The organism is Clostridium pasteurianum DSM 525 = ATCC 6013 (assembly GCF_000807255.1).
Taxonomy (GTDB): domain Bacteria; phylum Bacillota; class Clostridia; order Clostridiales; family Clostridiaceae; genus Clostridium_I; species Clostridium_I pasteurianum.
In genome coordinates, this window is the sequence record NZ_CP009268.1 from 93693 (window position 1) to 120040 (window position 26348).

The 26348-nt window shown below is 34.6% G+C and carries 12 protein-coding genes, 2 tRNA genes and 6 rRNA genes; 13 read left to right on the top strand and 7 right to left on the bottom strand.

What is annotated here, in order from left to right:
* The first annotated feature begins 387 nt into the window (after positions 1-387).
* Both pflA and CLPA_RS00460 read left to right on the top strand, forming a co-directional pair.
* A complete protein-coding gene (pflA, locus tag CLPA_RS00455; protein ID WP_003448208.1) occupies positions 388-1104 on the top strand; it encodes a pyruvate formate-lyase-activating protein in 717 nt (238 codons plus the stop codon).
* A 110-nt stretch (positions 1105-1214) separates the two neighbouring features.
* Positions 1215-2306 carry an HD-GYP domain-containing protein gene (locus CLPA_RS00460; protein WP_003448209.1) on the top strand — a complete coding sequence of 364 codons (1092 nt, stop codon included), beginning with the start codon at positions 1215-1217 and terminating at the stop codon, positions 2304-2306.
* 59 nt (positions 2307-2365) lie between these two features.
* Here CLPA_RS00460 and lepB read toward each other — a convergent pair whose 3' ends face one another.
* On the bottom strand, positions 2366-2911 hold the full coding sequence (gene lepB, locus CLPA_RS00465; protein WP_003448210.1) for a signal peptidase I: 546 nt from the start codon (positions 2909-2911) through the stop codon (positions 2366-2368).
* 438 nt (positions 2912-3349) lie between these two features.
* A complete protein-coding gene (locus CLPA_RS00470) occupies positions 3350-5383 on the bottom strand; it encodes a penicillin-binding transpeptidase domain-containing protein (RefSeq protein ID WP_003448211.1) in 2034 nt (677 codons plus the stop codon).
* A gap of 380 nt (positions 5384-5763) precedes the next feature.
* Here CLPA_RS00470 and CLPA_RS00475 point away from each other — a divergent pair, with 380 nt between their 5' ends.
* Positions 5764-6333: a biotin transporter BioY gene (locus CLPA_RS00475; protein ID WP_003448212.1), complete on the top strand. Its 570-nt coding sequence runs from the start codon at positions 5764-5766 to the stop codon at positions 6331-6333.
* A gap of 270 nt (positions 6334-6603) precedes the next feature.
* Here the strand turns inward: CLPA_RS00475 and CLPA_RS00480 are convergent, their stop codons facing one another.
* Positions 6604-7941, bottom strand: a complete 1338-nt coding sequence (locus tag CLPA_RS00480) for a CCA tRNA nucleotidyltransferase (RefSeq protein ID WP_003448213.1) — start codon at positions 7939-7941, stop codon at positions 6604-6606.
* A 449-nt stretch (positions 7942-8390) separates the two neighbouring features.
* On the opposite strand from CLPA_RS00480, the gene CLPA_RS00485 reads away from it, so the two are divergent.
* The 4 genes from CLPA_RS00485 (at position 8391) to rrf (CLPA_RS00500) (ending at position 14515) form a co-directional block, all read left to right on the top strand.
* A complete protein-coding gene (locus CLPA_RS00485) occupies positions 8391-9140 on the top strand; it encodes a peptidylprolyl isomerase (protein WP_003448214.1) in 750 nt (249 codons plus the stop codon).
* 426 nt (positions 9141-9566) lie between these two features.
* Positions 9567-11073: ribosomal RNA gene (locus tag CLPA_RS00490) — 16S ribosomal RNA — on the top strand.
* A gap of 226 nt (positions 11074-11299) precedes the next feature.
* Positions 11300-14198, top strand: a 23S ribosomal RNA gene (locus CLPA_RS00495).
* A 200-nt stretch (positions 14199-14398) separates the two neighbouring features.
* Positions 14399-14515 (top strand): 5S ribosomal RNA (gene rrf, locus CLPA_RS00500).
* Together the 16S, 23S and 5S rRNA genes form the textbook arrangement of a ribosomal RNA operon.
* A gap of 134 nt (positions 14516-14649) precedes the next feature.
* On the opposite strand, the gene CLPA_RS00505 is transcribed toward rrf (CLPA_RS00500), so the two are convergent.
* Together CLPA_RS00505 and CLPA_RS00510 are read right to left on the bottom strand one after the other, a co-directional pair.
* Positions 14650-15996 (bottom strand): aspartate kinase, encoded by a 1347-nt coding sequence (locus tag CLPA_RS00505; protein WP_003448254.1) that lies wholly within the window; start codon positions 15994-15996, stop codon positions 14650-14652.
* A gap of 581 nt (positions 15997-16577) precedes the next feature.
* Entirely contained in the window at positions 16578-16790 is a 213-nt protein-coding gene (locus tag CLPA_RS00510; RefSeq protein WP_003448258.1) for a helix-turn-helix domain-containing protein, read from the bottom strand.
* A 357-nt stretch (positions 16791-17147) separates the two neighbouring features.
* Between CLPA_RS00510 and CLPA_RS00515 the strand changes: the two genes are divergently transcribed.
* The 6 genes from CLPA_RS00515 to CLPA_RS00540 all read left to right on the top strand — a co-directional run bounded on the left by CLPA_RS00515 (position 17148) and on the right by CLPA_RS00540 (position 23866).
* Positions 17148-17879 carry an NAD-dependent protein deacylase gene (locus CLPA_RS00515; RefSeq protein WP_003448260.1) on the top strand — a complete coding sequence of 244 codons (732 nt, stop codon included), beginning with the start codon at positions 17148-17150 and terminating at the stop codon, positions 17877-17879.
* A gap of 878 nt (positions 17880-18757) precedes the next feature.
* Positions 18758-20264 (top strand): 16S ribosomal RNA (locus tag CLPA_RS00520).
* Between the two features lie 226 nt (positions 20265-20490).
* Positions 20491-23389 (top strand): 23S ribosomal RNA (locus tag CLPA_RS00525).
* Between the two features lie 200 nt (positions 23390-23589).
* Positions 23590-23706 (top strand): 5S ribosomal RNA (gene rrf / locus CLPA_RS00530).
* Positions 23707-23711: 5 nt separating this feature from the next.
* A tRNA-Phe gene (locus tag CLPA_RS00535) sits at positions 23712-23787 on the top strand.
* A 5-nt stretch (positions 23788-23792) separates the two neighbouring features.
* Positions 23793-23866 (top strand) — tRNA-Cys (locus tag CLPA_RS00540).
* Positions 23867-23998: 132 nt separating this feature from the next.
* Here CLPA_RS00540 and CLPA_RS00545 read toward each other — a convergent pair.
* A complete protein-coding gene (locus CLPA_RS00545; protein WP_003440305.1) occupies positions 23999-24916 on the bottom strand; it encodes a S66 peptidase family protein in 918 nt (305 codons plus the stop codon).
* 59 nt (positions 24917-24975) lie between these two features.
* Positions 24976-26151 carry a zinc-binding metallopeptidase family protein gene (locus CLPA_RS00550; protein WP_003440306.1) on the bottom strand — a complete coding sequence of 392 codons (1176 nt, stop codon included), beginning with the start codon at positions 26149-26151 and terminating at the stop codon, positions 24976-24978.
* Positions 26152-26348: the final 197 nt, after the last annotated feature.

Genomic DNA, 26348 nt, shown 5'->3' on the forward strand with positions numbered 1-26348 from the left:
AGCTTTTTTGATATTTTACTATTAAAATGGTTATTAAAATCTAATTTTAAATAATTAAATCAGTACATTTAATTCCTTTTGAGATAACTTATTTGTTATATTAGTATAAGTATGTATCTAACGATTTAGATAATAATAGTAATAAATTATTAATTAAATATTAGTTATTGAATAAAATATAAAACTAACTAGAACTAATTCAATGTATGGAAATTTATAAAATTATATTTATCAAATAATACTTAAAAATATGATATACTAAATTGTATATATTTTTTTAACAATACTAATAATTTGATTATTTATTAAATTGTAGGTAAGTTTAAAATAATATATAAAAGTATTATTAAGTTAATTAACATTTATAAATGGCAGGGAGAAATAACTATGGTAATGGGAAGAATTCATTCAATAGAAAGTATGGGGCTTGTAGATGGTCCAGGTATTAGAACAGTAGTATTTTTTCAAGGCTGTGGATTAAGATGTTCATATTGCCATAATCCTGATACATGGAATATGGCAGGCGGGAAAGAGTTAACAGCAGAAGAGTTGTTGAAAAAGTTATTGAGATTTAAGCCTTATTTTGATAGATCAGGAGGTGGGGTAACTTTTTCTGGCGGGGAAGTACTTTTACAACCTGAATTTTTAATAGACATATTAAAATTGTGCAAAGAACAGGGTATTCACACAGCTATTGATACAGCTGGGTATGGATATGGAAATTATGAAGAAATTTTAAAACATACAGATTTGGTATTATTAGATATAAAACATGTAGATGATGATGGATACAAATGTATTACTGGAAAGGGTAAAAGAGGTTTTGATGATTTCTTAAAGGCAGTAGAAAATATAGGTGTAAAGGTATGGATAAGACATGTAATAGTTCCTACATTAACTGATTCTAAAGAAAATATAAGAAAACTGGCTAATATCATAAAGAATATAAGAAATGTAGAAAAAGTAGAGTTATTGCCTTATCATACTTTAGGGATAAATAAATATGAAAAATTAAATTTAGATTATAAACTTAGAGATATAGAAGCAATGGATAAAGAAAAGTGTAAAAAGCTTGAGAAATATTTAAAAGAATTATTAGAATAGATTATATTGATTTTAGAGGTGATTTATAGAAATTTATTGTTATATGTTTTATAACGAATGAATAATACATTAATAATTAAATGAATATAACATTAGATGGTGGTGCAAAGATGAGATTAATTCCCATACAATGCGTAAAAGAAAATACTAGATTGGCAAAGTCTATATATGATAATGATGGAAAAGTTTTATTAAAAAAGGGATCTACACTTACAGGTAAAATTATAAAAAAGATAAAGGAATTAAATATATATTCAATATATATATTTGATGAATATAGCAATAAAATAATAGAAGAGATTATAAAGCCAGAAATAAGGCAAAAAGCAATAATGGCGATAAAAAAGAGTTTTATGAATATTAATCCATGTGATACACATAAAAAAATTAATTATGTTGATAAAGAAAATGAATTTAATTCAATTTTATATATAGCTAAAGAATTGATTGAAGAAGTATTATCTAAAAAAGATGTAATGATAAATTTAGTAGATATAAAAAGTAAAAATAATTATATATTTCAACACAGTGTCAATGTAGCAATAATATCATTAATCATTGGAATAAAGCTTAATTTACATAAATTTGATTTAATGGATTTATGTATAGGAGCTTTATTGCATGATATAGGTATGATATTTGTCCCCGTTGAAATATTGAATAAAGAATCAGAGCTTACGAAGCAAGAATATGATATAGTAAAGCAGCATACAAAAAAGGGATATGATTTCTTAAGAGAATGTTTTGATATTTCAGTAACTTCTATTATGGTTGTATTACAGCATCATGAAAAAATAGGTGGGCAGGGATATCCAGAAGGTAAGTCAGGGGATGAAATAAGTAAATTTGGTAAAATTGTAGCTATTGCAGATACCTATGATGCATTAACTGCACATAGACCTTATAGGAAAGCTATGAGTCCAAATGAGGCTTTAGAATATCTTATGGCAAGTGGAGGTATTCAATTTGATTATAAATATGTACAAGTTTTTTCACAGATAGTAGTACCTTATCCAGAGGGAACATTAGTTAATTTAACTAATGGAGAGAAAGCAATAATAGAAAAAATAAGTCACAATTTTCCACTAAGACCTAAGGTAAAAATTATATATAGTAATGACAAAAAAAGAATAAATAAAATTATTGAGCTTGAAAAACAATTAAATATAGTTATAAAAGATATTAGTTATGAAAAGATTTAATAATTTTTGTAAAGTATTTTATTTAATTGTAAGATTACTATAAAATCTTTATATTGAATTTATAGTAGTCTTATTTTATTTAAAGGATAAACTCGTATTATTGCATGACCTTTTATATCTTTAATATTAACAGGACCAAAAAATCTACTGTCAGTACTGTTGCCTCTATTATCACCAAGTACAAATATATACCCCTTTGGAACTGTATAGACACTATTTCCGATAAAAGGACCAGGTTCCGTTATGGTGTTATTATTTAAGTAGGGTTCAGAAATACTATTACCATTAATGTACACTTTACCATTTTTTATTTGTACTTTATCTCCAGCTATGCCGATTACCCTCTTTATAAAAAGATCATTATTTTCATTTCTGGAATTAAATATTATTATTTCATTTCTCTTGACTATATGAGTAATTGAACTTATTTTTTCTACAAAGGTTATGTCTTTATCATTAAGGGTACTAAGCATAGAAGTACCTTCTATATCAGCCCTAGCAAATATGTATTTATTTATTCCTATAGCAAATAATATTGCTAAAATGAATATAAATAGAAGTTGAACAAATGTTTTTAAAATTTTAGAATAGTTAACTATTTCCATAAAATCCCTCCTTATTATAATATATTAACAAATATCACAGTAATTATTCAACTATATTTGTAAAAATAATACAAATATATAAAATTTAAAGGGATTACCTCAAAAGAAATAAATATTTTATCAAAAAACATTAATATTAAAAGTGTAACATACAAGCAAATCACTTATACAGATTCATTTAAAGAATTATTTCCTGCGAAATATGCTGGTGGAAAATTACCGTTAGAAATATTCGTTGAAAACGGATTTGATCCTATAATGTTGAGTCAAAATTGTATTGATAAATGTAGTCAACGCTGGAGAAGAAAAGCAAATAAAAAGGAGTTCATTATATACATATCTAAAAACAGGAATAGTTCCATTCTAAAAATCCACCCAGATATAAAATCTAGGTGGACAGCCTGTTTTATTGTGTACTTGACAAAGGGGACAGTTTAATTATTTACAAAACTTTTGAAAGATTTCTTTTACTTTAGGTACAACATAATGGCTTCCGCCTTTATTTTTAACATTTTCATACATTTCTAATACTAATAGTTTAGGGTTATTAGTATTAACAGCAATAAAATATCCGTTTTCACTTCCAGTTGTATCTTTTTGACTAGATTTTATTTCTGCAGTGCCAGTTTTACCAGCAAGCGGTAAGTTCGTCATATATGCATCATGTCCGGTACCTTCAGGATTTGATACAACTTGACTTAAGTCATTTAATATTGTAGTTGATATATCTTCAGAAAAAACATTGGATTTCCATATATCATTAGGAGACGAAGGTTTTTTGTCTTCATTTAAATATGGTTTGATTATATTGCCGTTATTAACAAAAGAAGTATATATAGACGTAAGTTGTAAAGAATTTATAAGTAGTTCACCCTGTCCATAACCGGAATCAGCTAGCTGAATGTCTGTATTAATCTTATTGTCTTTAGAAATTTTTGAAGTAGTAAGGCCGTATTCAAAAGGTATTTTTTCACCTATTCCTAAATTTTTCATTTCAGAGACAAAAGTATTTTTACCAATATCTAATGCTAATTGAGCAAAATATATGTTATCTGAATGTATTAATGCATTTAAAAGATTAGAAGGTGATGAATATTCCTCTGTTCTTGTTACAAAGTATCCCCCCCAGCTGCTATCCTTTTGCCACTTTAGACCATTTATATTTTTAATTGTATTAGGATCAATTTTATTATTTTTCAAACCAATGGATGCTGTTATTGGTTTAAAGATTGAACCTGGAGCAAAAATGCCTTCAAATCTATTTAAAAGAGGTTTTTTAGGATCCTTATTAAGGGAATTCCATTTATCTGAAGACATTCCCAGTACAAAATCATTTGGATCATAAGCTGGTGAACTGACAAGAGCTAATACTTCACCAGTTTTGGGTTCCATTGCTACTGATGTACCAGAATCACCAGAATATTGATCATATAAAGCTGATTGAATATCTGTATTTATTGTAATATTTAAATCAGTTCCGTTTTTAGCTTCTTTTTTAGCTATAGTTTTTTTCCTATTTCCGTTTTTATCTAATATATATATTTCAGCACCATCTTCTGATTTCAATTGATTCTCATATATTTTTTCTAAACCGCTTTTACCAATTATATCATCTTGAGTATATCCTTGATCTTTAAGATCTTTAAGTTCTTCAGAACTGACAGGTTGTACATAGCCTGTTAAAAAAGCAGCTTTATCTTTTAAAGGGTATATTCTTGCAGCTTTATCTTTTATCATTATACCTGGAATTTTTGAAAGTGCTGTTATTCTATTAGTATCATCTTTTGATATATTATCGATTGGTATAAACATATCTGGTTTTACATAGGAAGCAGAAAGTTTTTTTGTAATGTTATCAGCACTAATATTTAAAATTTGTGCAATTTTATTTTTAGTATCTGAATCATCATTATTAATTTTTCCTGCAACAATTCCTATCTCTGCAATAAATCCATTTTTCGCAAGATAAGAACCATTTTTTCCACGTATTTCACCACGTTTTCCGAAGGTTTTATCTACTCTAATTTTTTCTCCATCTTCTAGGTCTGGAAAGATCATTTTATTGTTCCAAAGTATGGTGAAGGTTTTTGATTTATCTATTTGTTCTTCTTTTAAATAAGCTGTATTTTTAAAATTTATAGTTCCAGCAGAGGTATTCATAGATACTTTAAATGGGACGGATATATTTCCATTTGAATCTTTCTTTAAAGATTTTGGATACTCTGGAGTTATGGAAATTTTACTTAAGTCAATACCGCTATAGATATTTTTGTATTTTTCAATAAAGTCTTTTTCAGAAATACTTTTTTTACTGTCTGAATTCAAAAGAGAATACATACTTTTAAAATCACTTTTTTCCCAGAAAGTTATATACTTGTCAAAAGAGGTTTTAGCAGTATTTTTGTTATTACATCCAAATGTAAATAGGATAAAAGAGATCAAGAGAATAGTTAATATAAATTTCTTTTTCATAGTTTTTGACATACCTCATTTCTTATAAAATATAGAATATCTATAAATATTATAATATTTATAGATAAGTTTGTCACAAAAATTATATTTTGTAAAGTTATGTTATATTTATATGATTTATAGATAATTTTGTTATAAGCTAAGTTATTGATGTTTCATAATACTTTTATTCATATGTTTCAATTATTATTTAAAAAGGTGAATAATTTTATTATTACTTATAAATCTATATATATTTTATAAGTTATTATATTTATGTTAAATATAAGTATAATAATAAAAACTTATAATGTATTGTAAACATATAAATATATATAGGTTGACAATTATAGCTTGTTATATTAATATAAGTTTATTAATAAATATGGAGGTGTAAATTTTTGAAATTTAATACAAGAGGAATGATTTTAGCTGCATTATTTGCGGCGTTGACAGCAGTAGGAGCATTTATTAAAATTCCTGTAGGCCCTGTTCCTATAACTTTACAGGCATTATTTACAATTTTAGCAGGTATAATGCTTGGTTCTAGAGTGGGGGCTATGTCACAGTTGATTTATGTATTACTTGGCCTTATAGGATTACCTATATTTGCGGATGGAACTGGTGGTCTTATGCATGTTATTAGTCCAAGCTTTGGATACTTAATTGGATTTATAGTTGCAGCCTTTATTATGGGGAAAATTGTAGAACATACTGAAAAAATTAATTTTATTAGAATATTTGCTATTTGTGTTCTGGGAATTATTATAATTTATATTATAGGAATACCTTATTTGTATTTTATACTTAAAAATGTATTATTTAAAGGAATAACTTTTGGATATGCTGTTAAAATGGGATTCTTAGTTTTTATACCAGGGGATTTATTAAAGGCCGTCATAGCATCTGTACTTGCTATAAAGGTAATACCCATACTTAGAAAGCAAGGTATATTGCAAAAGGAAGTATAAAGAATAAGTAAGCTTATATTATAAGTATATTTATAAATATGATAAAATACATAATATAATCTCTATATATGTTTGTTTGATAATTGATATTTAACTAATAATATATAATGTTTTATAGTAAACAGTTTCTTATAGGTTCCGAATATAGAGGGAACCTATTTTTGGCATATTAAAAATAATTAAATTCATTAGATTTATATTTCTTTGTTAATAATTTAAAAGTTATCAATAATTGGTTTTATTTCTAAATTTAGATAACGGAATTAGAATTCATTTTTTATAATTTAACTTTTTTATTGCTCTGGGAATTAATATATTCTTTTTATTTAATTCAGGATTTTTTATTACAAGTTCCAAAAGTTCATTTAATGTTTTCCCTATGATGATCCCTTTGGAGTATCCTATTTTTATCAAATCATTGCCAGTTATATCTAAATCCTTTAGGTTAAGAGGATCTTTTTTTGCTAAGATTTCATTTACTGAGATTTTTAAATTAAATACTGGAGAAAAGTCATGTGGCGGAGTATGGCCTTTTATGTCTGCTATCTGTAAATCAAATAAATAGTTAAGATTATCTATGCCCACTCTATTTATAAATCTTTTTATTGCAGGTATTTTTAAATTATTTCTATTAACTAAATGTTCTTTTATTAGGGTGTAAACCGTCTTTATAGTTTTATTATCAAACTTTAAACGACTTAATATTTCCTGAGAAATTTTTGCACCCTCTATATTATGCATATAAAAGTGGCCTATTCCATTTTTATCTATAGAAAAACATTTTGGCTTACCAATATCATGCAGTAAGGCTGCAATTCTTATTATTAAATTACTAGAAGTATTATCTAAAACCATCATAGTATGATCAAATATATCTTTATAATGATGTGGATTATGTTGATTAAAACCTACACAAATAGATAATTCTGGAAGGATTATTTCTAATAATTTAGTTTCTTTTAGTAATTGAAAACCTACACTTGGTTTATTAGTTAAGAGTATCTTTGATAGTTCATCTCTAATTCTTTCCATACTCACATTCTTTATTAATAAGGAATTTTTTTGTAAGGAATGTTTTGTAATTTGTTCTATTTTAAAATTTAGTTGTGTAGAAAATCTAATTGCTCTTAATATCCTGAGAGAATCCTCTTTAAACCTCAAATCAGGGGTACCAACACAACGAATTATTTTTTGTTGTAAATCATTTTTACCGTTAAATGGATCCTGTAAACCATCTTTATGGTTGTAGGATATGGAGTTTATAGTGAAATCTCTTCTTGATAAGTCTTCATATAATGAATTACTAAATATTACACTGTCTGGATGTCTATTATCGGTGTACTTGCCATCTATCCTAAAAGTTGTAACCTCGTAAGGCGTTCCATTAATTAATACAGTTATAGTTCCGTGTTTAATTCCCGTTGGTACAGTATCTTTAAAAATCTTAATTATATCTTCAGGTAAAGCATTGGTAGTTATATCCCAATCTTTTGGCTCTTTGTTTATAAGAATATCTCTAATGCATCCTCCTACAGCATAGGCAGAAAAATTATTTTTGTTTAATGTATGAATTATGTATTCTACATTTTTAGGTAAATTTATTTTCATATAAGTAAAATCCTCACTTTATAAAATATTTATCTTATAATCTTGTTAAAATATAATATATATGCAAATAATTAGTGCAAAATAGGATGAAATGTAGCAAATCCCCACTAATTAGAATTTAATTAATAAACTAATTTTATTCAGTATTTTTTATATTAATTTAAAAAGTAATTCCAATTTTATATTAAAAATTTTATAAAGGTTTTTATCAATATTGATAAAGCTATGGAATTACTTAAAAGGTATAAAATTGATTAAGTATAATTATAAATATAGATATATTTAAAGTAAATGTATCTTGGAGTATAAATCTATACTGTGAAGATAGAAGTTTAAAAATATATTTATAACTATTAATATTTATTTGAAATTTTCTTGTAGTAAAAAAAAATTAATGCTATCATCTATATATAAAGCACAAAGTTTAAAAAATTTTAAGGAGAATTTAAATGGAAAATAAGGTATTAGCATCAGTAAATGGTAAGGAAATTACAGAAAATGATATTAATCAAGTTATTTTGAGTTTCCCACAAGATAAGCAATATAAACTTTTAACTAAAGCAGGAAAACAAAGGTTACTAGAGCAACTTGTAGCTGTTGAGCTAATATATAATGATGCAAAAGATAATGGACTTGAGAATGATGATGAATATAAAATTAGACTAGAAGCTATGAAAAAAGATATTATGATTGAAATAGCAACAAAAAGAATTCTTTGTTCAGATATTCCAACAGTTACCGAACAAGAAGCTAAAGATTATTATGAAGTAAATAAGGATAAATTTAACACACCAGCAACAGCTACTGCTAAACATATACTATTAGATACAGAAGAAGATGCTATAAAAGTAAGTAATGAAATAAAACAAGGCAAACCTTTTGAAGCTGCAGCAAAGGAATACTCAACTTGTCCATCAAAAGAGGAGGGCGGTAACTTAGGCAGTTTCCCAAAGGGACAAATGGTTGAGGAATTTGAAGAAGCTTGTTTTACACAGGAAATAGGTATAGTAGGTGAACCTGTGAAAACTAAATATGGTTATCATATAATAAAGGTTGAAAATAGAACAGAAGATATACCTAAAACTTTTGAAGAAGTTAAAAATAGAATAATTGAAGGTCTTACTAAAGAAAGACAAAATATGAGGTATACAAAATATATTGAAGGACTTAAGTCAAAATATTCAGTAGAAATGAAGTGATTAATATTAGCATCAGATTAAATAATTATTTTTCTGATGCTAATACTTAATTATAACAAGTATACTATGCCTAGTGTATCAATAGGCGAATTTCGTAGGAATATTATATAATGATTAGATATTGATAGATAATATTAAATTTTTATATAGTTACTGGATTAATAATTTATTTATTAATGATAAAATAAATCACGTTGTAAAAACAATGTTTAAAAATAGTTTGTAATTAATATAAAAAAATATTGACAAACTATGTTGATGATGATATACTATAAAAGCTGTCAGATGACAGTGATTGATCTTTGAAAATTAAACAGAGTATAAGAATAGTAAGTAAACCAGCAATTCTTTAGATTTTAAGAAATTAAAATTGAGAATAACAAACTCTTCATTGAGAAGAGAAGCGATGAGCTAACATCAAACTTATAAATTGAGAGTTTGATCCTGGCTCAGGACGAACGCTGGCGGCGTGCTTAACACATGCAAGTCGAGCGAGAAACCTTCGGGTTTCTAGCGGCGGACGGGTGAGTAACACGTGGGTAACCTGCCTCAAAGAGGGGAATAGCCTCCCGAAAGGGAGATTAATACCGCATAATATTAAAGTTTCACATGGAGCTTTAATTAAAGGAGTAATCCGCTTTGAGATGGACCCGCGGCGCATTAGCTAGTTGGAGAGGTAACGGCTCACCAAGGCGACGATGCGTAGCCGACCTGAGAGGGTGATCGGCCACATTGGAACTGAGACACGGTCCAGACTCCTACGGGAGGCAGCAGTGGGGAATATTGCACAATGGGCGAAAGCCTGATGCAGCAACGCCGCGTGAGTGATGACGGTCTTCGGATTGTAAAGCTCTGTCTTTTGGGACGATAATGACGGTACCAAAGGAGGAAGCCACGGCTAACTACGTGCCAGCAGCCGCGGTAATACGTAGGTGGCAAGCGTTGTCCGGATTTACTGGGCGTAAAGGATGTGTAGGCGGATACTTAAGTGAGATGTGAAAGCCCCGGGCTCAACCTGGGGACTGCATTTCAAACTGGGTATCTAGAGTGCAGGAGAGGAAAGCGGAATTCCTAGTGTAGCGGTGAAATGCGTAGAGATTAGGAAGAACATCAGTGGCGAAGGCGGCTTTCTGGACTGTAACTGACGCTGAGGCATGAAAGCGTGGGGAGCAAACAGGATTAGATACCCTGGTAGTCCACGCCGTAAACGATGAGTACTAGGTGTAGGAGGTATCGACTCCTTCTGTGCCGCAGTTAACACAATAAGTACTCCGCCTGGGAAGTACGGTCGCAAGATTAAAACTCAAAGGAATTGACGGGGGCCCGCACAAGCAGCGGAGCATGTGGTTTAATTCGAAGCAACGCGAAGAACCTTACCTAGACTTGACATCTCCTGAATAGCGTAGAGATACGTGAAGCCCTTCGGGGCAGGAAGACAGGTGGTGCATGGTTGTCGTCAGCTCGTGTCGTGAGATGTTGGGTTAAGTCCCGCAACGAGCGCAACCCTTATCATTAGTTGCTACCATTAAGTTGAGCACTCTAGTGAGACTGCCCGGGTTAACCGGGAGGAAGGCGGGGATGACGTCAAATCATCATGCCCCTTATGTCTAGGGCTACACACGTGCTACAATGGTGAGAACAACGAGATGCAATACCGTGAGGTGGAGCTAAACTTGAAAACTCATCCCAGTTCGGATTGCAGGCTGAAATTCGCCTGCATGAAGTTGGAGTTGCTAGTAATCGCGAATCAGAATGTCGCGGTGAATACGTTCCCGGGCCTTGTACACACCGCCCGTCACACCATGAGAGCTGGTAACACCCGAAGTCCGTGAGGTAACCTTTATGGGGCCAGCGGCCGAAGGTGGGATTAGTGATTGGGGTGAAGTCGTAACAAGGTAGCCGTAGGAGAACCTGCGGCTGGATCACCTCCTTTCTAAGGAGTAATTGCAGCAGGATAACTGTTGTATACATTGGTTTCTTACTCTTGTCTCTGTTTAATTTTGAGAGATCAATTCTCTTAAAATGTACTTTGAAAATTGCATAGAGAAACAAAGTAAAGTAAAAAATAATCCTTTGTATAATATGATTTTAATCGAAAGATTGAAATTAAAACAAATAAAGACTAAACTCTAAAAGGCTAACGCCTAAAAGAGTAACAAGGTCAAGCTACAAAGGGCGCATGGTGAATGCCTTGGCACTAGAAGTCGAAGAAGGACGTGACAAGCTGCGATAAGCTTCGGGTAGGCGCAAATAGCCTGTGATCCGGAGATTTCCGAATGGGGCAACCCACATGTCGAGCAGACATGTACTGTATACTGAATTCATAGGTATATGGAGACATACCCGGGGAACTGAAACATCTAAGTACCCGGAGGAAGAGAAAGAAATATCGATTTTCTTAGTAGCGGCGAGCGAAAAGGAATCAGCCCAAACCAGGGACTTTGTCCCTGGGGTTGTGGATAGATCATCACTGCATAATATCTTAACCGAAGAGTTCTGGAAAGCTCTACCGCAGAAGGTAATAGTCCTGTAGGTTAAAAGAGAAAATTGCAAGATCTAATCCAGAGTACCACGAGACACGTGAAACCTTGTGGGAAGCTGGGAGGACCACCTCCCAAGGCTAAATACTAACTAGTGACCGATAGTGAAGCAGTACCGTGAGGGAAAGGTGAAAAGAACCCCGGAAGGGGAGTGAAATAGAACCTGAAACCGTGTGCCTACAACCGGTCGTAGCACTTTTTATGTGTGACGACGTGCTTTTTGTAGAACGAGCCAGCGAGTTACGGTATGCAGCAAGGTTAAGCACTTATGGTGCGCAGCCGAAGGGAAACCAAGTCTTAACAGGGCGACTAGTTGCATGCTGTAGACCCGAAACCGGGTGACCTATCCATGGCCAGGTTGAAGCGGAAGTAAAATTCCGTGGAGGACCGAACCACATTGGTGTTGAAAAACCATGGGATGAGCTGTGGATAGCGGAGAAATTCCAATCGAACTCGGAGATAGCTGGTTCTCCTCGAAATAGCTTTAGGGCTAGCGTCGATTAATTGAGTTATGGAGGTAGAGCACTGAATGAGGTAGGGGCTGACAACAGTTACTGAACTCTATCAAACTCCGAATGCCATATACTTTTATTTCGGCAGTCAGACTGCGAATGATAAGATCCGTAGTCAAAAGGGAAACAGCCCAGATCATCAGCTAAGGTCCCAAAGTGTAAGTTAAGTGGTAAAGGATGTGGGATTTCTAAGACAACTAGGATGTTGGCTCAGAAGCAGCCACTCATTTAAAGAGTGCGTAATAGCTCACTAGTCAAGAGATCCTGCGCCGAAAATGTCCGGGGCTAAAACTTACCACCGAAGCTATGGGCTCGTAAGAGCGGTAGAGGAGCTTCCTGCACCGGTTGAAGTCGTACCGTAAGGAGCGGTGGACAGTGCAGGAGTGAGTATGCTGGCATAAGTAGCGAGAACTAAGTGAGAATCTTAGTGGTCGAAAACCTAAGGTTTCCTGAGGAAGGCTCGTCCGCTCAGGGTTAGTCGGGTCCTAAGCCGAGGCCGAAAGGCGTAGGTGATGGATAATCGGTTGATATTCCGATACCACCTTTCTCCGTTATGAGAGATGGGGTGACGCAGAAGGATAAGATGTGCGCACTATTGGATGTGCGTCTAAGCACTAAGACGTGCAGGCTGGCAAATCCGCCTGATTAGTTAAGGTGTTATGGGGAGCTAATTTTTAGCGAAGTATCTGATTTCACACTGCCAAGAAAAGCCTCTATCAAGGAAAAAGGTGCCCGTACCGCAAACCGACACAGGTAGGTGAGGAGAGAATCCTAAGACCATCGGAAGAATCGTTGTTAAGGAACTCGGCAAATTGACCCCGTAACTTCGGGAGAAGGGGTGCCTGCTTTTAGCAGGCCGCAGAGGATAGGCCCAAGCAACTGTTTAGCAAAAACACAGGTCTCTGCTAAAGCGAAAGCTGATGTATAGGGGCTGACGCCTGCCCGGTGCTGGAAGGTTAAGGGGATCCGTAAGAGTAATCGAAGCGGTGAACTTAAGCCCCAGTAAACGGCGGCCGTAACTATAACGGTCCTAAGGTAGCGAAATTCCTTGTCGGGTAAGTTCCGACCCGCACGAATGGCGTAATGATTTGGGCACTGTCTCAACAACGAATCCGGCGAAATTGTAGTGCAAGTGAAGATGCTTGCTACCCGCGATTGGACGGAAAGACCCCGTAGAGCTTTACTGTAGTTTAGCATTGAGTTTCGGTATTGTCTGTACAGGATAGGTGGGAGACTGGGATACAGTGGCGTCAGCTGCTGAGGAGTCGACCTTGGGATACCACCCTGACAGTACTGGAATTCTAACCGGAGGCCATGAAGCTGGTCACGGGACATTGCTAGATGGGCAGTTTGACTGGGGCGGTCGCCTCCTAAAAAGTAACGGAGGCGCCCAAAGGTTCCCTCAGCGCGGTTGGAAATCGCGCGAAGAGTGCAAAGGCAAAAGGGAGCCTGACTGCGACACAAACAAGTGGAGCAGGGACGAAAGTCGGGCTTAGTGATCCGGTGGTTCCTCGTGGGAGGGCCATCGCTCAACGGATAAAAGCTACCTCGGGGATAACAGGCTGATCTCCCCCAAGAGTCCACATCGACGGGGAGGTTTGGCACCTCGATGTCGGCTCGTCGCATCCTGGGGCTGAAGTAGGTCCCAAGGGTTGGGCTGTTCGCCCATTAAAGCGGCACGCGAGCTGGGTTCAGAACGTCGTGAGACAGTTCGGTCCCTATCCGTCGCGGGCGTAGGAAATTTGAGAGGAGCTGTCCTTAGTACGAGAGGACCGGGATGGACTGACCTCTGGTGCACCAGTTGTCACGCCAGTGGCACAGCTGGGTAGCTATGTCGGGAAGGGATAAACGCTGAAAGCATCTAAGCGTGAAGCCCACCTCAAGATAAGATTTCCCATAGCGTAAGCTAGTAAGACCCCTGAAAGAACATCAGGTTGATAGGTCAGAGGTGTAAGTGCAGTAATGTATTCAGCTGACTGATACTAATAGGTCGAGGGCTTGACCAAAATAAAATGAAGAAATAAAATTACTTTACCAGTTACTATGCAATTTTGAGAGTACAATTTTTTAGTTAAAAATTAAGAATTAAGAGTTAAGAATTTAGGAAAAAACTCCTAAGGAGTTTTAAAAGATTAAATTAAAGGAATTCCATAGGAATTTCATCAATAACTCTCAACTTTTAACTATTCACTCTTAACTTAATATATCCAGTGTCTATGACTTAGAGGTAACACTCCTTCCCATTCCGAACAGGCAGGTTAAGCTCTAATGTGCTGATGGTACTGCAGGGGAAGCCCTGTGGAAGAGTAGGTCGACGCTGGGTTATTACAAAAACAGTCTATAATAAGGCTGTTTTTTATTATTTTAAAAAAATTTTTAAAGTATATTAGAAAATAAATGCATATAAAAAAGATTAATAATATATTATTAATCTTTTTTTGCATATATTCAGTTATATTAAATAAAAACTTCATAAATGGATCTAATAGCTTTTTCAAAATCGTTATTTTCAACGCCTACTATTATATTTATTTCACTAGATCCTTGATTAATCATTCTTATATTTACATTATTTTTACCAAGAGCATCAAATATTTTTGCAGCAATACCTTTTGATTGAGACATACCTTGCCCAACAGTAGCGACTAATGCCATATTTGGTAAAATTTCTATAGAATCAGGTTTACATTGCCTTTTAATATCATGAATAATATCATCTAATTTATTTTTTATTTGTGAATCGGCAATTACTAAAGATACAGAGTCTATACCCGCAGGCATACTTTCAAAGGCTACTCCATGATTTTCTAAGATGGATAATAATTTTCTACAAAAACCTAATTCTGTATTCATAAGATTTTTTTCTATTGCGATTACTGTAAAATCTTTTTTACCAGCAATTCCTGTTATAGTACCAACAGTGTTTGTTGCTTTAATATCGCTAACTATTAATGTTCCAGGGTCTTGAGGCATATTAGTATTTTTTATGTTTATTGGAATACCAGCTTCTCTTACAGGGAAAACAGAATCTTCATGTAAAACTGTAGCACCCATATAAGATAACTCTCTAAGTTCTCTATAAGTTATTGTTTTAATTGGACGAGGACTAGTAACTATTCTTGGGTCTGCCATTAAAAATCCTGAAACATCAGTCCAGTTTTCATATAAAGAGGCACCTACGGCACGAGCAATTATAGCTCCAGTAACATCTGAACCACCTCTAGAAAAAGTTTTTATGTGTTTTTCACATTGTCCTTCACATTGTGAGCCATAAAAACCAGGTATTACAGCTTTTTCTACCTTTATTAAACGATTATGAGCTGCTTCTTGAGTATCAGATGAAGAGAGACAACCATCTTCATCAAATAAAATTATATCAGCAGGATCTATAAATTCATAACCTAAAAGTGTTGATAGTATAATTCCATTTAAGTATTCACCGCGACTAGCAGTATAATCTGATGATGAACCTTCTGAAATGTCTTTCTTAATTTTATCTAAGTAATAATTTATATTAAGATCTTTCATATGACTATATCTACTAGATAATTCTTTAACAATTTCATTATATCTTTCCGATATAATTTTAAATACATCATCAAAAGGTATACCTTGCTGTACATGAGTATGGCAGAGATATAGTAGGTCTGTTATTTTATAGTCTTTACCATGTCTTTTACCTGGCGCTGAAGGCACAATATATCTTCTGTTTGGATTGTTATCTACAATATTTTTTACTTTTTCAAATTGGTGAGCATCTGCCAGTGAACTTCCACCAAATTTTGCTACAATAATGTTTTCCAATTTATTACCCTCCAAAAATAGTATAAGTATGTTATTATTGTCAATTTATTATTAAAGTCATAAATATTTTAATTACCATAACTAAAATATAATATCAAAAAATTAATAATTATGCAATGTTGTTTTTATGAGGTTAAATCATATTATTTAAAAAAAATATGAAATATAGTGAATATTGTTAGTTTTTCGTGAAATTTAATATTATCTAATTTATAGGAGTAATTAAAATTATATGTTATAATAATTGGAAACGATACCATTATATAATATTAATACATTATTATACTAAAATTAATGGATATGATATTAGTTTACTTACCTATGATAAAAGATCTCAAGGATATAGAAGGGTACTATTTTAACATACCTATTGCTAATGCATCATATTTAATAAAATAGTTACTATTGGGAATACATAATTATAATCATATTGCTATAATATTTTGATAGATGATAGTATATGTTATAATATCACTATTATTTGCAAGTTATATGTTCAGCAGAGAAGATGTAGTTTTTAAAGCATAGGAAATAATATAAAACCGTCAAATATTATATAATATTTTGACGGTCTTGATATGTTAACTTATTTTTAAATCATCTAACTGTACTTTTAATATAATTGATATAGTTTCTATAACATTAAAGGACGGGTTACACTTAGTACCTCTTTCTAATTCTTCTAAATAGGTTTTAGAAATAGGAACTGCTAGGTTCTTGGACAAATTAGATACATCCCTGCAAGTTAATCCTTTCTCTAATCTGATTTCTCTTATTTTATTACCATTTACCATTAAAAAACCCCCTCTAGTTCTATATGAAATTATATACATCAGTTTAACTTATGATGAAGTTTTATTTATATTCTTATTATATCGTAAATTGTAATAAAATAATATTAAAACTTTTAATTAATTTATGGTGTTTTTAGCATTAATAAAATGATCATAGTGAATTTTTTAATGATTTTAAACTTATTTATAATACTTAAAGCAGGATAAATAATAAGTGTTGTTTTGTAACAAATACGGCATATATGAAATACTTTCAATAATTGATTATAATTATATTTAAAGTAATTATATTATGTTTTTATACTATAAAAAATTTTAAGTGATATAATTTATATAGAATTAATATGAGGTGAGATTATGAGTATAAATAGGTTAAAAGAAATAATTGATAATTCAAGTAATATAGTATTTTTCGGAGGTGCAGGGGTATCCACTGAATCAGGAATACCTGATTTTAGAAGTAGTAATGGTTTATTTAATCAGAAGCTTAATAAAACATTTACTCCAGAGGAGCTAGTTTCTCATACTTCTTTTATGAGATATCCTGAAGATTTTTTTGATTTCTATAGAGATAAACTTATATATCAGGATGCTAAACCTAATGCTGCACATACATCTTTGATGAAGTTGGAGAAAATAGGAAAGTTAAAGGCTATAGTTACACAAAATATCGATGGATTGCACCAAATGGCTGGCTCTAAAAATGTTTATGAACTTCATGGATCTGTTCATAGAAACTATTGCATGAAGTGCCACGAATTTTATGATGTTGACTTTATAGTTAAGTCAAAAGGTATACCTAAATGTAGTAAATGTGGTGGAACAGTTAAACCAGATGTAGTTTTATATGAGGAGAGTCTGAATGAAGATGTTATTAATGGTGCAGTTGATGCTATTTCTAAAGCTGATACACTAATTATTGGAGGAACTTCACTTATGGTATATCCAGCATCAGGCCTGATTCAATATTTTAAAGGAAAGCATTTAGTATTAATCAATAAGTCTTCCACATCTTATGATAATTTAGCAGAGATTGTTATAAATGATAAGATTGGAGAAACTTTAAAAAAGATTGTAGAAAGTTATTAATGATAGAGGTTATCTCAAAGGAAATAAATATTTATTGAATTTGAAAATGTATTAATTTGGTTATTAAAAATTAGATTTTAATAACTCTTTTAATAATAAAATAGCTAAAAAAGCAGCCGTCTCACAATAGATGTATATGTGTACATTATTAGACAGCTACTTTTTTATATACTTATATCGTATCTATTAGTGTTACAAGGTGTGAATACAGGGATTACTTTTTAATGTTACGATGAAACAAACTTATTGTTTTTTAACTTAATTCTGTTCATAGTTATAATTTGATCAATAAAAAGAGTCTTTTTATATATGTATATGATTTATAAAAAATCTATAATTAAGCAAAAAACATTGCAAAATAAGAAAAATTATTTTTTGTTTTGTATAAAGATGCTTCAGAACTATATATATTATTATTTCTATAGATATTAGAACATAAACATATCCTGGAGTATCTTTATGAGAAATGTAAAGATATAATTAATAATATTGAGAAAATTGGATATAATATTGTATAATTAATAAGTTTAACAAATAAACATGACATTATTATGATATCATTTTACTGTTGATTTTATAAATGATTTAGAGTTTTTATTAGTCATTTTTTTATTTAAGAACTTAAATCTTGGGTAATATTCTATTGTTTTAAATTATATTAGCTAAAAGTTAATAACTAAATTTAAAAAAATAGTTGACTTTTTAAAATTAACTTGATATACTATAAAAGCTGTCAGATGACAGTGATTGATCTTTGAAAATTAAACAGAGTATAAGAATAATAAGTAAACCAGCAATTCTTTAGATTTTAAGAAATTAAAATTGAGAGTAACAAACTCTTCATTGAGAAGAGAAGCGATGAGCTAACATCAAACTTATAAATTGAGAGTTTGATCCTGGCTCAGGACGAACGCTGGCGGCGTGCTTAACACATGCAAGTCGAGCGAGAAACCTTCGGGTTTCTAGCGGCGGACGGGTGAGTAACACGTGGGTAACCTGCCTCAAAGAGGGGAATAGCCTCCCGAAAGGGAGATTAATACCGCATAATATTAAAGTTTCACATGGAGCTTTAATTAAAGGAGTAATCCGCTTTGAGATGGACCCGCGGCGCATTAGCTAGTTGGAGAGGTAACGGCTCACCAAGGCGACGATGCGTAGCCGACCTGAGAGGGTGATCGGCCACATTGGAACTGAGACACGGTCCAGACTCCTACGGGAGGCAGCAGTGGGGAATATTGCACAATGGGCGAAAGCCTGATGCAGCAACGCCGCGTGAGTGATGACGGTCTTCGGATTGTAAAGCTCTGTCTTTTGGGACGATAATGACGGTACCAAAGGAGGAAGCCACGGCTAACTACGTGCCAGCAGCCGCGGTAATACGTAGGTGGCAAGCGTTGTCCGGATTTACTGGGCGTAAAGGATGTGTAGGCGGATACTTAAGTGAGATGTGAAAGCCCCGGGCTCAACCTGGGGACTGCATTTCAAACTGGGTATCTAGAGTGCAGGAGAGGAAAGCGGAATTCCTAGTGTAGCGGTGAAATGCGTAGAGATTAGGAAGAACATCAGTGGCGAAGGCGGCTTTCTGGACTGTAACTGACGCTGAGGCATGAAAGCGTGGGGAGCAAACAGGATTAGATACCCTGGTAGTCCACGCCGTAAACGATGAGTACTAGGTGTAGGAGGTATCGACTCCTTCTGTGCCGCAGTTAACACAATAAGTACTCCGCCTGGGAAGTACGGTCGCAAGATTAAAACTCAAAGGAATTGACGGGGGCCCGCACAAGCAGCGGAGCATGTGGTTTAATTCGAAGCAACGCGAAGAACCTTACCTAGACTTGACATCTCCTGAATAGCGTAGAGATACGTGAAGCCCTTCGGGGCAGGAAGACAGGTGGTGCATGGTTGTCGTCAGCTCGTGTCGTGAGATGTTGGGTTAAGTCCCGCAACGAGCGCAACCCTTATCATTAGTTGCTACCATTAAGTTGAGCACTCTAGTGAGACTGCCCGGGTTAACCGGGAGGAAGGCGGGGATGACGTCAAATCATCATGCCCCTTATGTCTAGGGCTACACACGTGCTACAATGGTGAGAACAACGAGATGCAATACCGTGAGGTGGAGCTAAACTTGAAAACTCATCCCAGTTCGGATTGCAGGCTGAAATTCGCCTGCATGAAGTTGGAGTTGCTAGTAATCGCGAATCAGAATGTCGCGGTGAATACGTTCCCGGGCCTTGTACACACCGCCCGTCACACCATGAGAGCTGGTAACACCCGAAGTCCGTGAGGTAACCTTTATGGGGCCAGCGGCCGAAGGTGGGATTAGTGATTGGGGTGAAGTCGTAACAAGGTAGCCGTAGGAGAACCTGCGGCTGGATCACCTCCTTTCTAAGGAGTAATTGCAGCAGGATAACTGTTGTATACATTGGTTTCTTACTCTTGTCTCTGTTTAATTTTGAGAGATCAATTCTCTTAAAATGTACTTTGAAAATTGCATAGAGAAACAAAGTAAAGTAAAAAATAATCCTTTGTATAATATGATTTTAATCGAAAGATTGAAATTAAAACAAATAAAGACTAAACTCTAAAAGGCTAACGCCTAAAAGAGTAACAAGGTCAAGCTACAAAGGGCGCATGGTGAATGCCTTGGCACTAGAAGTCGAAGAAGGACGTGACAAGCTGCGATAAGCTTCGGGTAGGCGCAAATAGCCTGTGATCCGGAGATTTCCGAATGGGGCAACCCACATGTCGAGCAGACATGTACTGTATACTGAATTCATAGGTATATGGAGACATACCCGGGGAACTGAAACATCTAAGTACCCGGAGGAAGAGAAAGAAATATCGATTTTCTTAGTAGCGGCGAGCGAAAAGGAATCAGCCCAAACCAGGGACTTTGTCCCTGGGGTTGTGGATAGATCATCACTGCATAATATCTTAACCGAAGAGTTCTGGAAAGCTCTACCGCAGAAGGTAATAGTCCTGTAGGTTAAAAGAGAAAATTGCAAGATCTAATCCAGAGTACCACGAGACACGTGAAACCTTGTGGGAAGCTGGGAGGACCACCTCCCAAGGCTAAATACTAACTAGTGACCGATAGTGAAGCAGTACCGTGAGGGAAAGGTGAAAAGAACCCCGGAAGGGGAGTGAAATAGAACCTGAAACCGTGTGCCTACAACCGGTCGTAGCACTTTTTATGTGTGACGACGTGCTTTTTGTAGAACGAGCCAGCGAGTTACGGTATGCAGCAAGGTTAAGCACTTATGGTGCGCAGCCGAAGGGAAACCAAGTCTTAACAGGGCGACTAGTTGCATGCTGTAGACCCGAAACCGGGTGACCTATCCATGGCCAGGTTGAAGCGGAAGTAAAATTCCGTGGAGGACCGAACCACATTGGTGTTGAAAAACCATGGGATGAGCTGTGGATAGCGGAGAAATTCCAATCGAACTCGGAGATAGCTGGTTCTCCTCGAAATAGCTTTAGGGCTAGCGTCGATTAATTGAGTTATGGAGGTAGAGCACTGAATGAGGTAGGGGCTGACAACAGTTACTGAACTCTATCAAACTCCGAATGCCATATACTTTTATTTCGGCAGTCAGACTGCGAATGATAAGATCCGTAGTCAAAAGGGAAACAGCCCAGATCATCAGCTAAGGTCCCAAAGTGTAAGTTAAGTGGTAAAGGATGTGGGATTTCTAAGACAACTAGGATGTTGGCTCAGAAGCAGCCACTCATTTAAAGAGTGCGTAATAGCTCACTAGTCAAGAGATCCTGCGCCGAAAATGTCCGGGGCTAAAACTTACCACCGAAGCTATGGGCTCGTAAGAGCGGTAGAGGAGCTTCCTGCACCGGTTGAAGTCGTACCGTAAGGAGCGGTGGACAGTGCAGGAGTGAGTATGCTGGCATAAGTAGCGAGAACTAAGTGAGAATCTTAGTGGTCGAAAACCTAAGGTTTCCTGAGGAAGGCTCGTCCGCTCAGGGTTAGTCGGGTCCTAAGCCGAGGCCGAAAGGCGTAGGTGATGGATAATCGGTTGATATTCCGATACCACCTTTCTCCGTTATGAGAGATGGGGTGACGCAGAAGGATAAGATGTGCGCACTATTGGATGTGCGTCTAAGCACTAAGACGTGCAGGCTGGCAAATCCGCCTGATTAGTTAAGGTGTTATGGGGAGCTAATTTTTAGCGAAGTATCTGATTTCACACTGCCAAGAAAAGCCTCTATCAAGGAAAAAGGTGCCCGTACCGCAAACCGACACAGGTAGGTGAGGAGAGAATCCTAAGACCATCGGAAGAATCGTTGTTAAGGAACTCGGCAAATTGACCCCGTAACTTCGGGAGAAGGGGTGCCTGCTTTTAGCAGGCCGCAGAGGATAGGCCCAAGCAACTGTTTAGCAAAAACACAGGTCTCTGCTAAAGCGAAAGCTGATGTATAGGGGCTGACGCCTGCCCGGTGCTGGAAGGTTAAGGGGATCCGTAAGAGTAATCGAAGCGGTGAACTTAAGCCCCAGTAAACGGCGGCCGTAACTATAACGGTCCTAAGGTAGCGAAATTCCTTGTCGGGTAAGTTCCGACCCGCACGAATGGCGTAATGATTTGGGCACTGTCTCAACAACGAATCCGGCGAAATTGTAGTGCAAGTGAAGATGCTTGCTACCCGCGATTGGACGGAAAGACCCCGTAGAGCTTTACTGTAGTTTAGCATTGAGTTTCGGTATTGTCTGTACAGGATAGGTGGGAGACTGGGATACAGTGGCGTCAGCTGCTGAGGAGTCGACCTTGGGATACCACCCTGACAGTACTGGAATTCTAACCGGAGGCCATGAAGCTGGTCACGGGACATTGCTAGATGGGCAGTTTGACTGGGGCGGTCGCCTCCTAAAAAGTAACGGAGGCGCCCAAAGGTTCCCTCAGCGCGGTTGGAAATCGCGCGAAGAGTGCAAAGGCAAAAGGGAGCCTGACTGCGACACAAACAAGTGGAGCAGGGACGAAAGTCGGGCTTAGTGATCCGGTGGTTCCTCGTGGGAGGGCCATCGCTCAACGGATAAAAGCTACCTCGGGGATAACAGGCTGATCTCCCCCAAGAGTCCACATCGACGGGGAGGTTTGGCACCTCGATGTCGGCTCGTCGCATCCTGGGGCTGAAGTAGGTCCCAAGGGTTGGGCTGTTCGCCCATTAAAGCGGCACGCGAGCTGGGTTCAGAACGTCGTGAGACAGTTCGGTCCCTATCCGTCGCGGGCGTAGGAAATTTGAGAGGAGCTGTCCTTAGTACGAGAGGACCGGGATGGACTGACCTCTGGTGCACCAGTTGTCACGCCAGTGGCACAGCTGGGTAGCTATGTCGGGAAGGGATAAACGCTGAAAGCATCTAAGCGTGAAGCCCACCTCAAGATAAGATTTCCCATAGCGTAAGCTAGTAAGACCCCTGAAAGAACATCAGGTTGATAGGTCAGAGGTGTAAGTGCAGTAATGTATTCAGCTGACTGATACTAATAGGTCGAGGGCTTGACCAAAATAAAATGAAGAAATAAAATTACTTTACCAGTTACTATGCAATTTTGAGAGTATAATTTTTTAGTTAAAAATTAAGAATTAAGAGTTAAGAATTTAGGAAAAAACTCCTAAGGAGTTTTAAAGGATTAAATTAAAGGAATTCCATAGGAATTTCATCAATAATTCTCAACTTTTAACTATTCACTCTTAACTTAATATATCCAGTGTCTATGACTTAGAGGTAACACTCCTTCCCATTCCGAACAGGCAGGTTAAGCTCTAATGTGCTGATGGTACTGCAGGGGAAGCCCTGTGGAAGAGTAGGTCGACGCTGGGTTATGTGGCCAATTAGCTCAGTCGGTAGAGCAGAGGACTGAAAATCCTCGTGTCTCTGGTTCGATTCCAGAATTGGCCACCATATATGGCGCTATAGCCAAGTGGTAAGGCAGAGGTCTGCAAAACCTTTATCCCCAGTTCAAATCTGGGTGGCGCCTCCATATTAAATAAGAAAGTAGTCTAATTGCTGATTTTTCAGTGGATGGGCTATTTTTTTTAAAAGGTAGTTATTATTATAATAATATGTAATGCATTGTGCAGACTGCTTAACTAAAGTAAGCTAACCTTATAGGTTAGCTTACTACTGATTCAAGAACTTTTATAGTTCCATCTTTACAATTAAGATCTATATTGGCACCTATGGGAAGAGTCAGTTTTGGATAATCATGTCCAGACATAAAATTTAATACAATAGGTAGATTCAAAGATAAAATTCTATCCTGTATTATTTCTTCTAATGTTAAACTTCTTTCATAGTGAGGTAGAGAACAATTAGTAAATTGACCGAGTATTATGCCTTTACAAACCTGGAGTTTATTAGCTAGTAGTAAGTGAGTAAACATTCTATCTATGGCATAGGGTTGTTCTCCAACATCTTCTATAAATAATATTTTATCTCTAGTATCTATTTCAAAATCTGTGGACAATGTATTACAGATCATTGATAAATTACCACCAACTAATGTACCTTGTATGTGCTTTGTCGAGTTACTTTTAATTGGTATGTTATCTGGATTCTTTATAATAAGATTTTTATAGCCATTCATTACAGTATTTAAAAGACTGTCTAGGGTAAAAATATCATCAAATTTTGAATTAATCATGGGACCATGGAAGCTTATAAGATTACATTTTGTATAGAAACTGTTTAAGTAAGTAGTTATATCACTGAAACCTACAAATATTTTAGGATTATTTTTTATTATATTAAAATCTATATAAGGTAAGGTTCTCATAGATCCATAACCGCCTCGTACGCATAATATCATTTTTACATTAGGATCAACAAACATGTTATTTAAATCTTCTGCTCTTTCTTTATCAGTACCAGCAAGATATCCTAAGCGCTTATATATATATTTACCTTCCTTTATGTTAAAGCCCTGTTCTTTAAAGAACTCTATTTTATTTTTTATGATATTTATATCCTCTGCACTAGATGGACATATTATTCCAATGGTATCGCCTAAACAAAGTCTTTGACCTATCATGATTTTACTCCCCTAAATATAATATTATAGTATTAATTAACTATAATATATAATATACATTAAATGAGAGAGTATGTTAACTTATTTATTTTAGAGTATAACTCCATTTTAGCTTCTGAAATTAAAGATTCTCTCTCTATTAAATCTAATGCTGTTGTAGAAAGCGCATTAACAGTTTTAATAAGCATTTTATTGGCAAAATCAGATTGAGTGGCTATAGCAAAATCTTTAGTGCCATATTTTACATTTTTATTTTCAATAATATCTATGCAATAATCTATGCTAGGAACTATATGACTAACATTGCCAAGGCTTAAACAGGAATCTATGCTTTGAGTTTCTATTATATCTGTTATACCCATTTCCTTGAGATTGTGAGAGAATAATCTATTTAATGTATTATTTAAAATGATTTCTTTACAAGGTAAGTCATATATGTGTAATTCACTTTCTATGTTTAATAGTTTTTCTGTAAAATTCATAAAATCACTAATTTTATTTTGTATATCCTCTGCTATTTTTATTTTTGATGTAGTTAATAAAAAACGAGCAGTAGTTTCAGTAGTACTTTTATTTTTGCAACTACTATGAAGGTCAATACTTTTAATAGAAGAAGTGTTCTCAAATCCTTTAAGAATTAAATTAATAGCATCGAATGTAAATATACAAGTGTCCATAGGAGAATATATATTTGAATCTTCCTGAAAAGTTTTTGTAAGATTTTTGTATTTAATTTCAATAGGTAATACAGCTTTGGAGTTTCCAATGACAAAAGTTTTTGTATATGGTTGAGTCATAAGAACTATATCCAAGTCTTCAAATGCACCTTGATGAACCATAGTCAATTTAGAGCCTCCAGATATCTCTCCAGGACAACCTATAACAACAATTGATCCTCCTATTTTAGGAATAACTTTAGATAAGCTTATAGCTGCTCCTACAGATATAGCTGATTGAAGATTATATCCATATATTTGGCCATTGTTTTTCGATCCATCATATTGGCATAAAAAGCATATTTTAGGATGACCACTTCCAAATTCTGCTTTAAAGGCTGTATCTATGTCCAGGTATTTTTCTTGTATTTTAAAGGAGTACTTATTTAATAATTTTAATAAATAAGTATAACTTTTATTTTCATGAAAGCTTTCTTCAGAGTTTTCGTATATATATTTTGATACATTACGTATTTCGTCTTCGATAGTACTTAAAAAACTTATCATTTCCTGTTTCATATGAATGCACACTCCTTAGTAATTAATTCTATATAAAATATAAGTAATATATAGAATTATATATAAAAAAATTAGATATTTGATGATATTCATAGTATGTGCTAATAATATCAAATATATTTACTATAAATGGAATATTAAATACTTGTAAATAAATGGTAAAAAGTATAATATAAAAATTGTTAATTTAATATTAT

Bases quoted from the DNA above. Each gene is read 5' to 3' on its own strand.
- pflA (WP_003448208.1), top strand. From the start codon at position 388: ATGGTAATGGGAAGAATTCATTCAATAGAAAGTATGGGGCTTGTAGAT.
- CLPA_RS00460 (WP_003448209.1), top strand. From the start codon at position 1,215: ATGAGATTAATTCCCATACAATGCGTAAAAGAAAATACTAGATTGGCA.
- lepB (WP_003448210.1), bottom strand. From the start codon at position 2,911: ATGGAAATAGTTAACTATTCTAAAATTTTAAAAACATTTGTTCAACTT.
- CLPA_RS00470 (WP_003448211.1), bottom strand. From the start codon at position 5,383: ATGAAAAAGAAATTTATATTAACTATTCTCTTGATCTCTTTTATCCTA.
- CLPA_RS00480 (WP_003448213.1), bottom strand. From the start codon at position 7,941: ATGAAAATAAATTTACCTAAAAATGTAGAATACATAATTCATACATTA.
- CLPA_RS00485 (WP_003448214.1), top strand. From the start codon at position 8,391: ATGGAAAATAAGGTATTAGCATCAGTAAATGGTAAGGAAATTACAGAA.
- CLPA_RS00510 (WP_003448258.1), bottom strand. From the start codon at position 16,790: ATGGTAAATGGTAATAAAATAAGAGAAATCAGATTAGAGAAAGGATTA.
- CLPA_RS00515 (WP_003448260.1), top strand. From the start codon at position 17,148: ATGAGTATAAATAGGTTAAAAGAAATAATTGATAATTCAAGTAATATA.
- CLPA_RS00545 (WP_003440305.1), bottom strand. From the start codon at position 24,916: ATGATAGGTCAAAGACTTTGTTTAGGCGATACCATTGGAATAATATGT.
- CLPA_RS00550 (WP_003440306.1), bottom strand. From the start codon at position 26,151: ATGAAACAGGAAATGATAAGTTTTTTAAGTACTATCGAAGACGAAATA.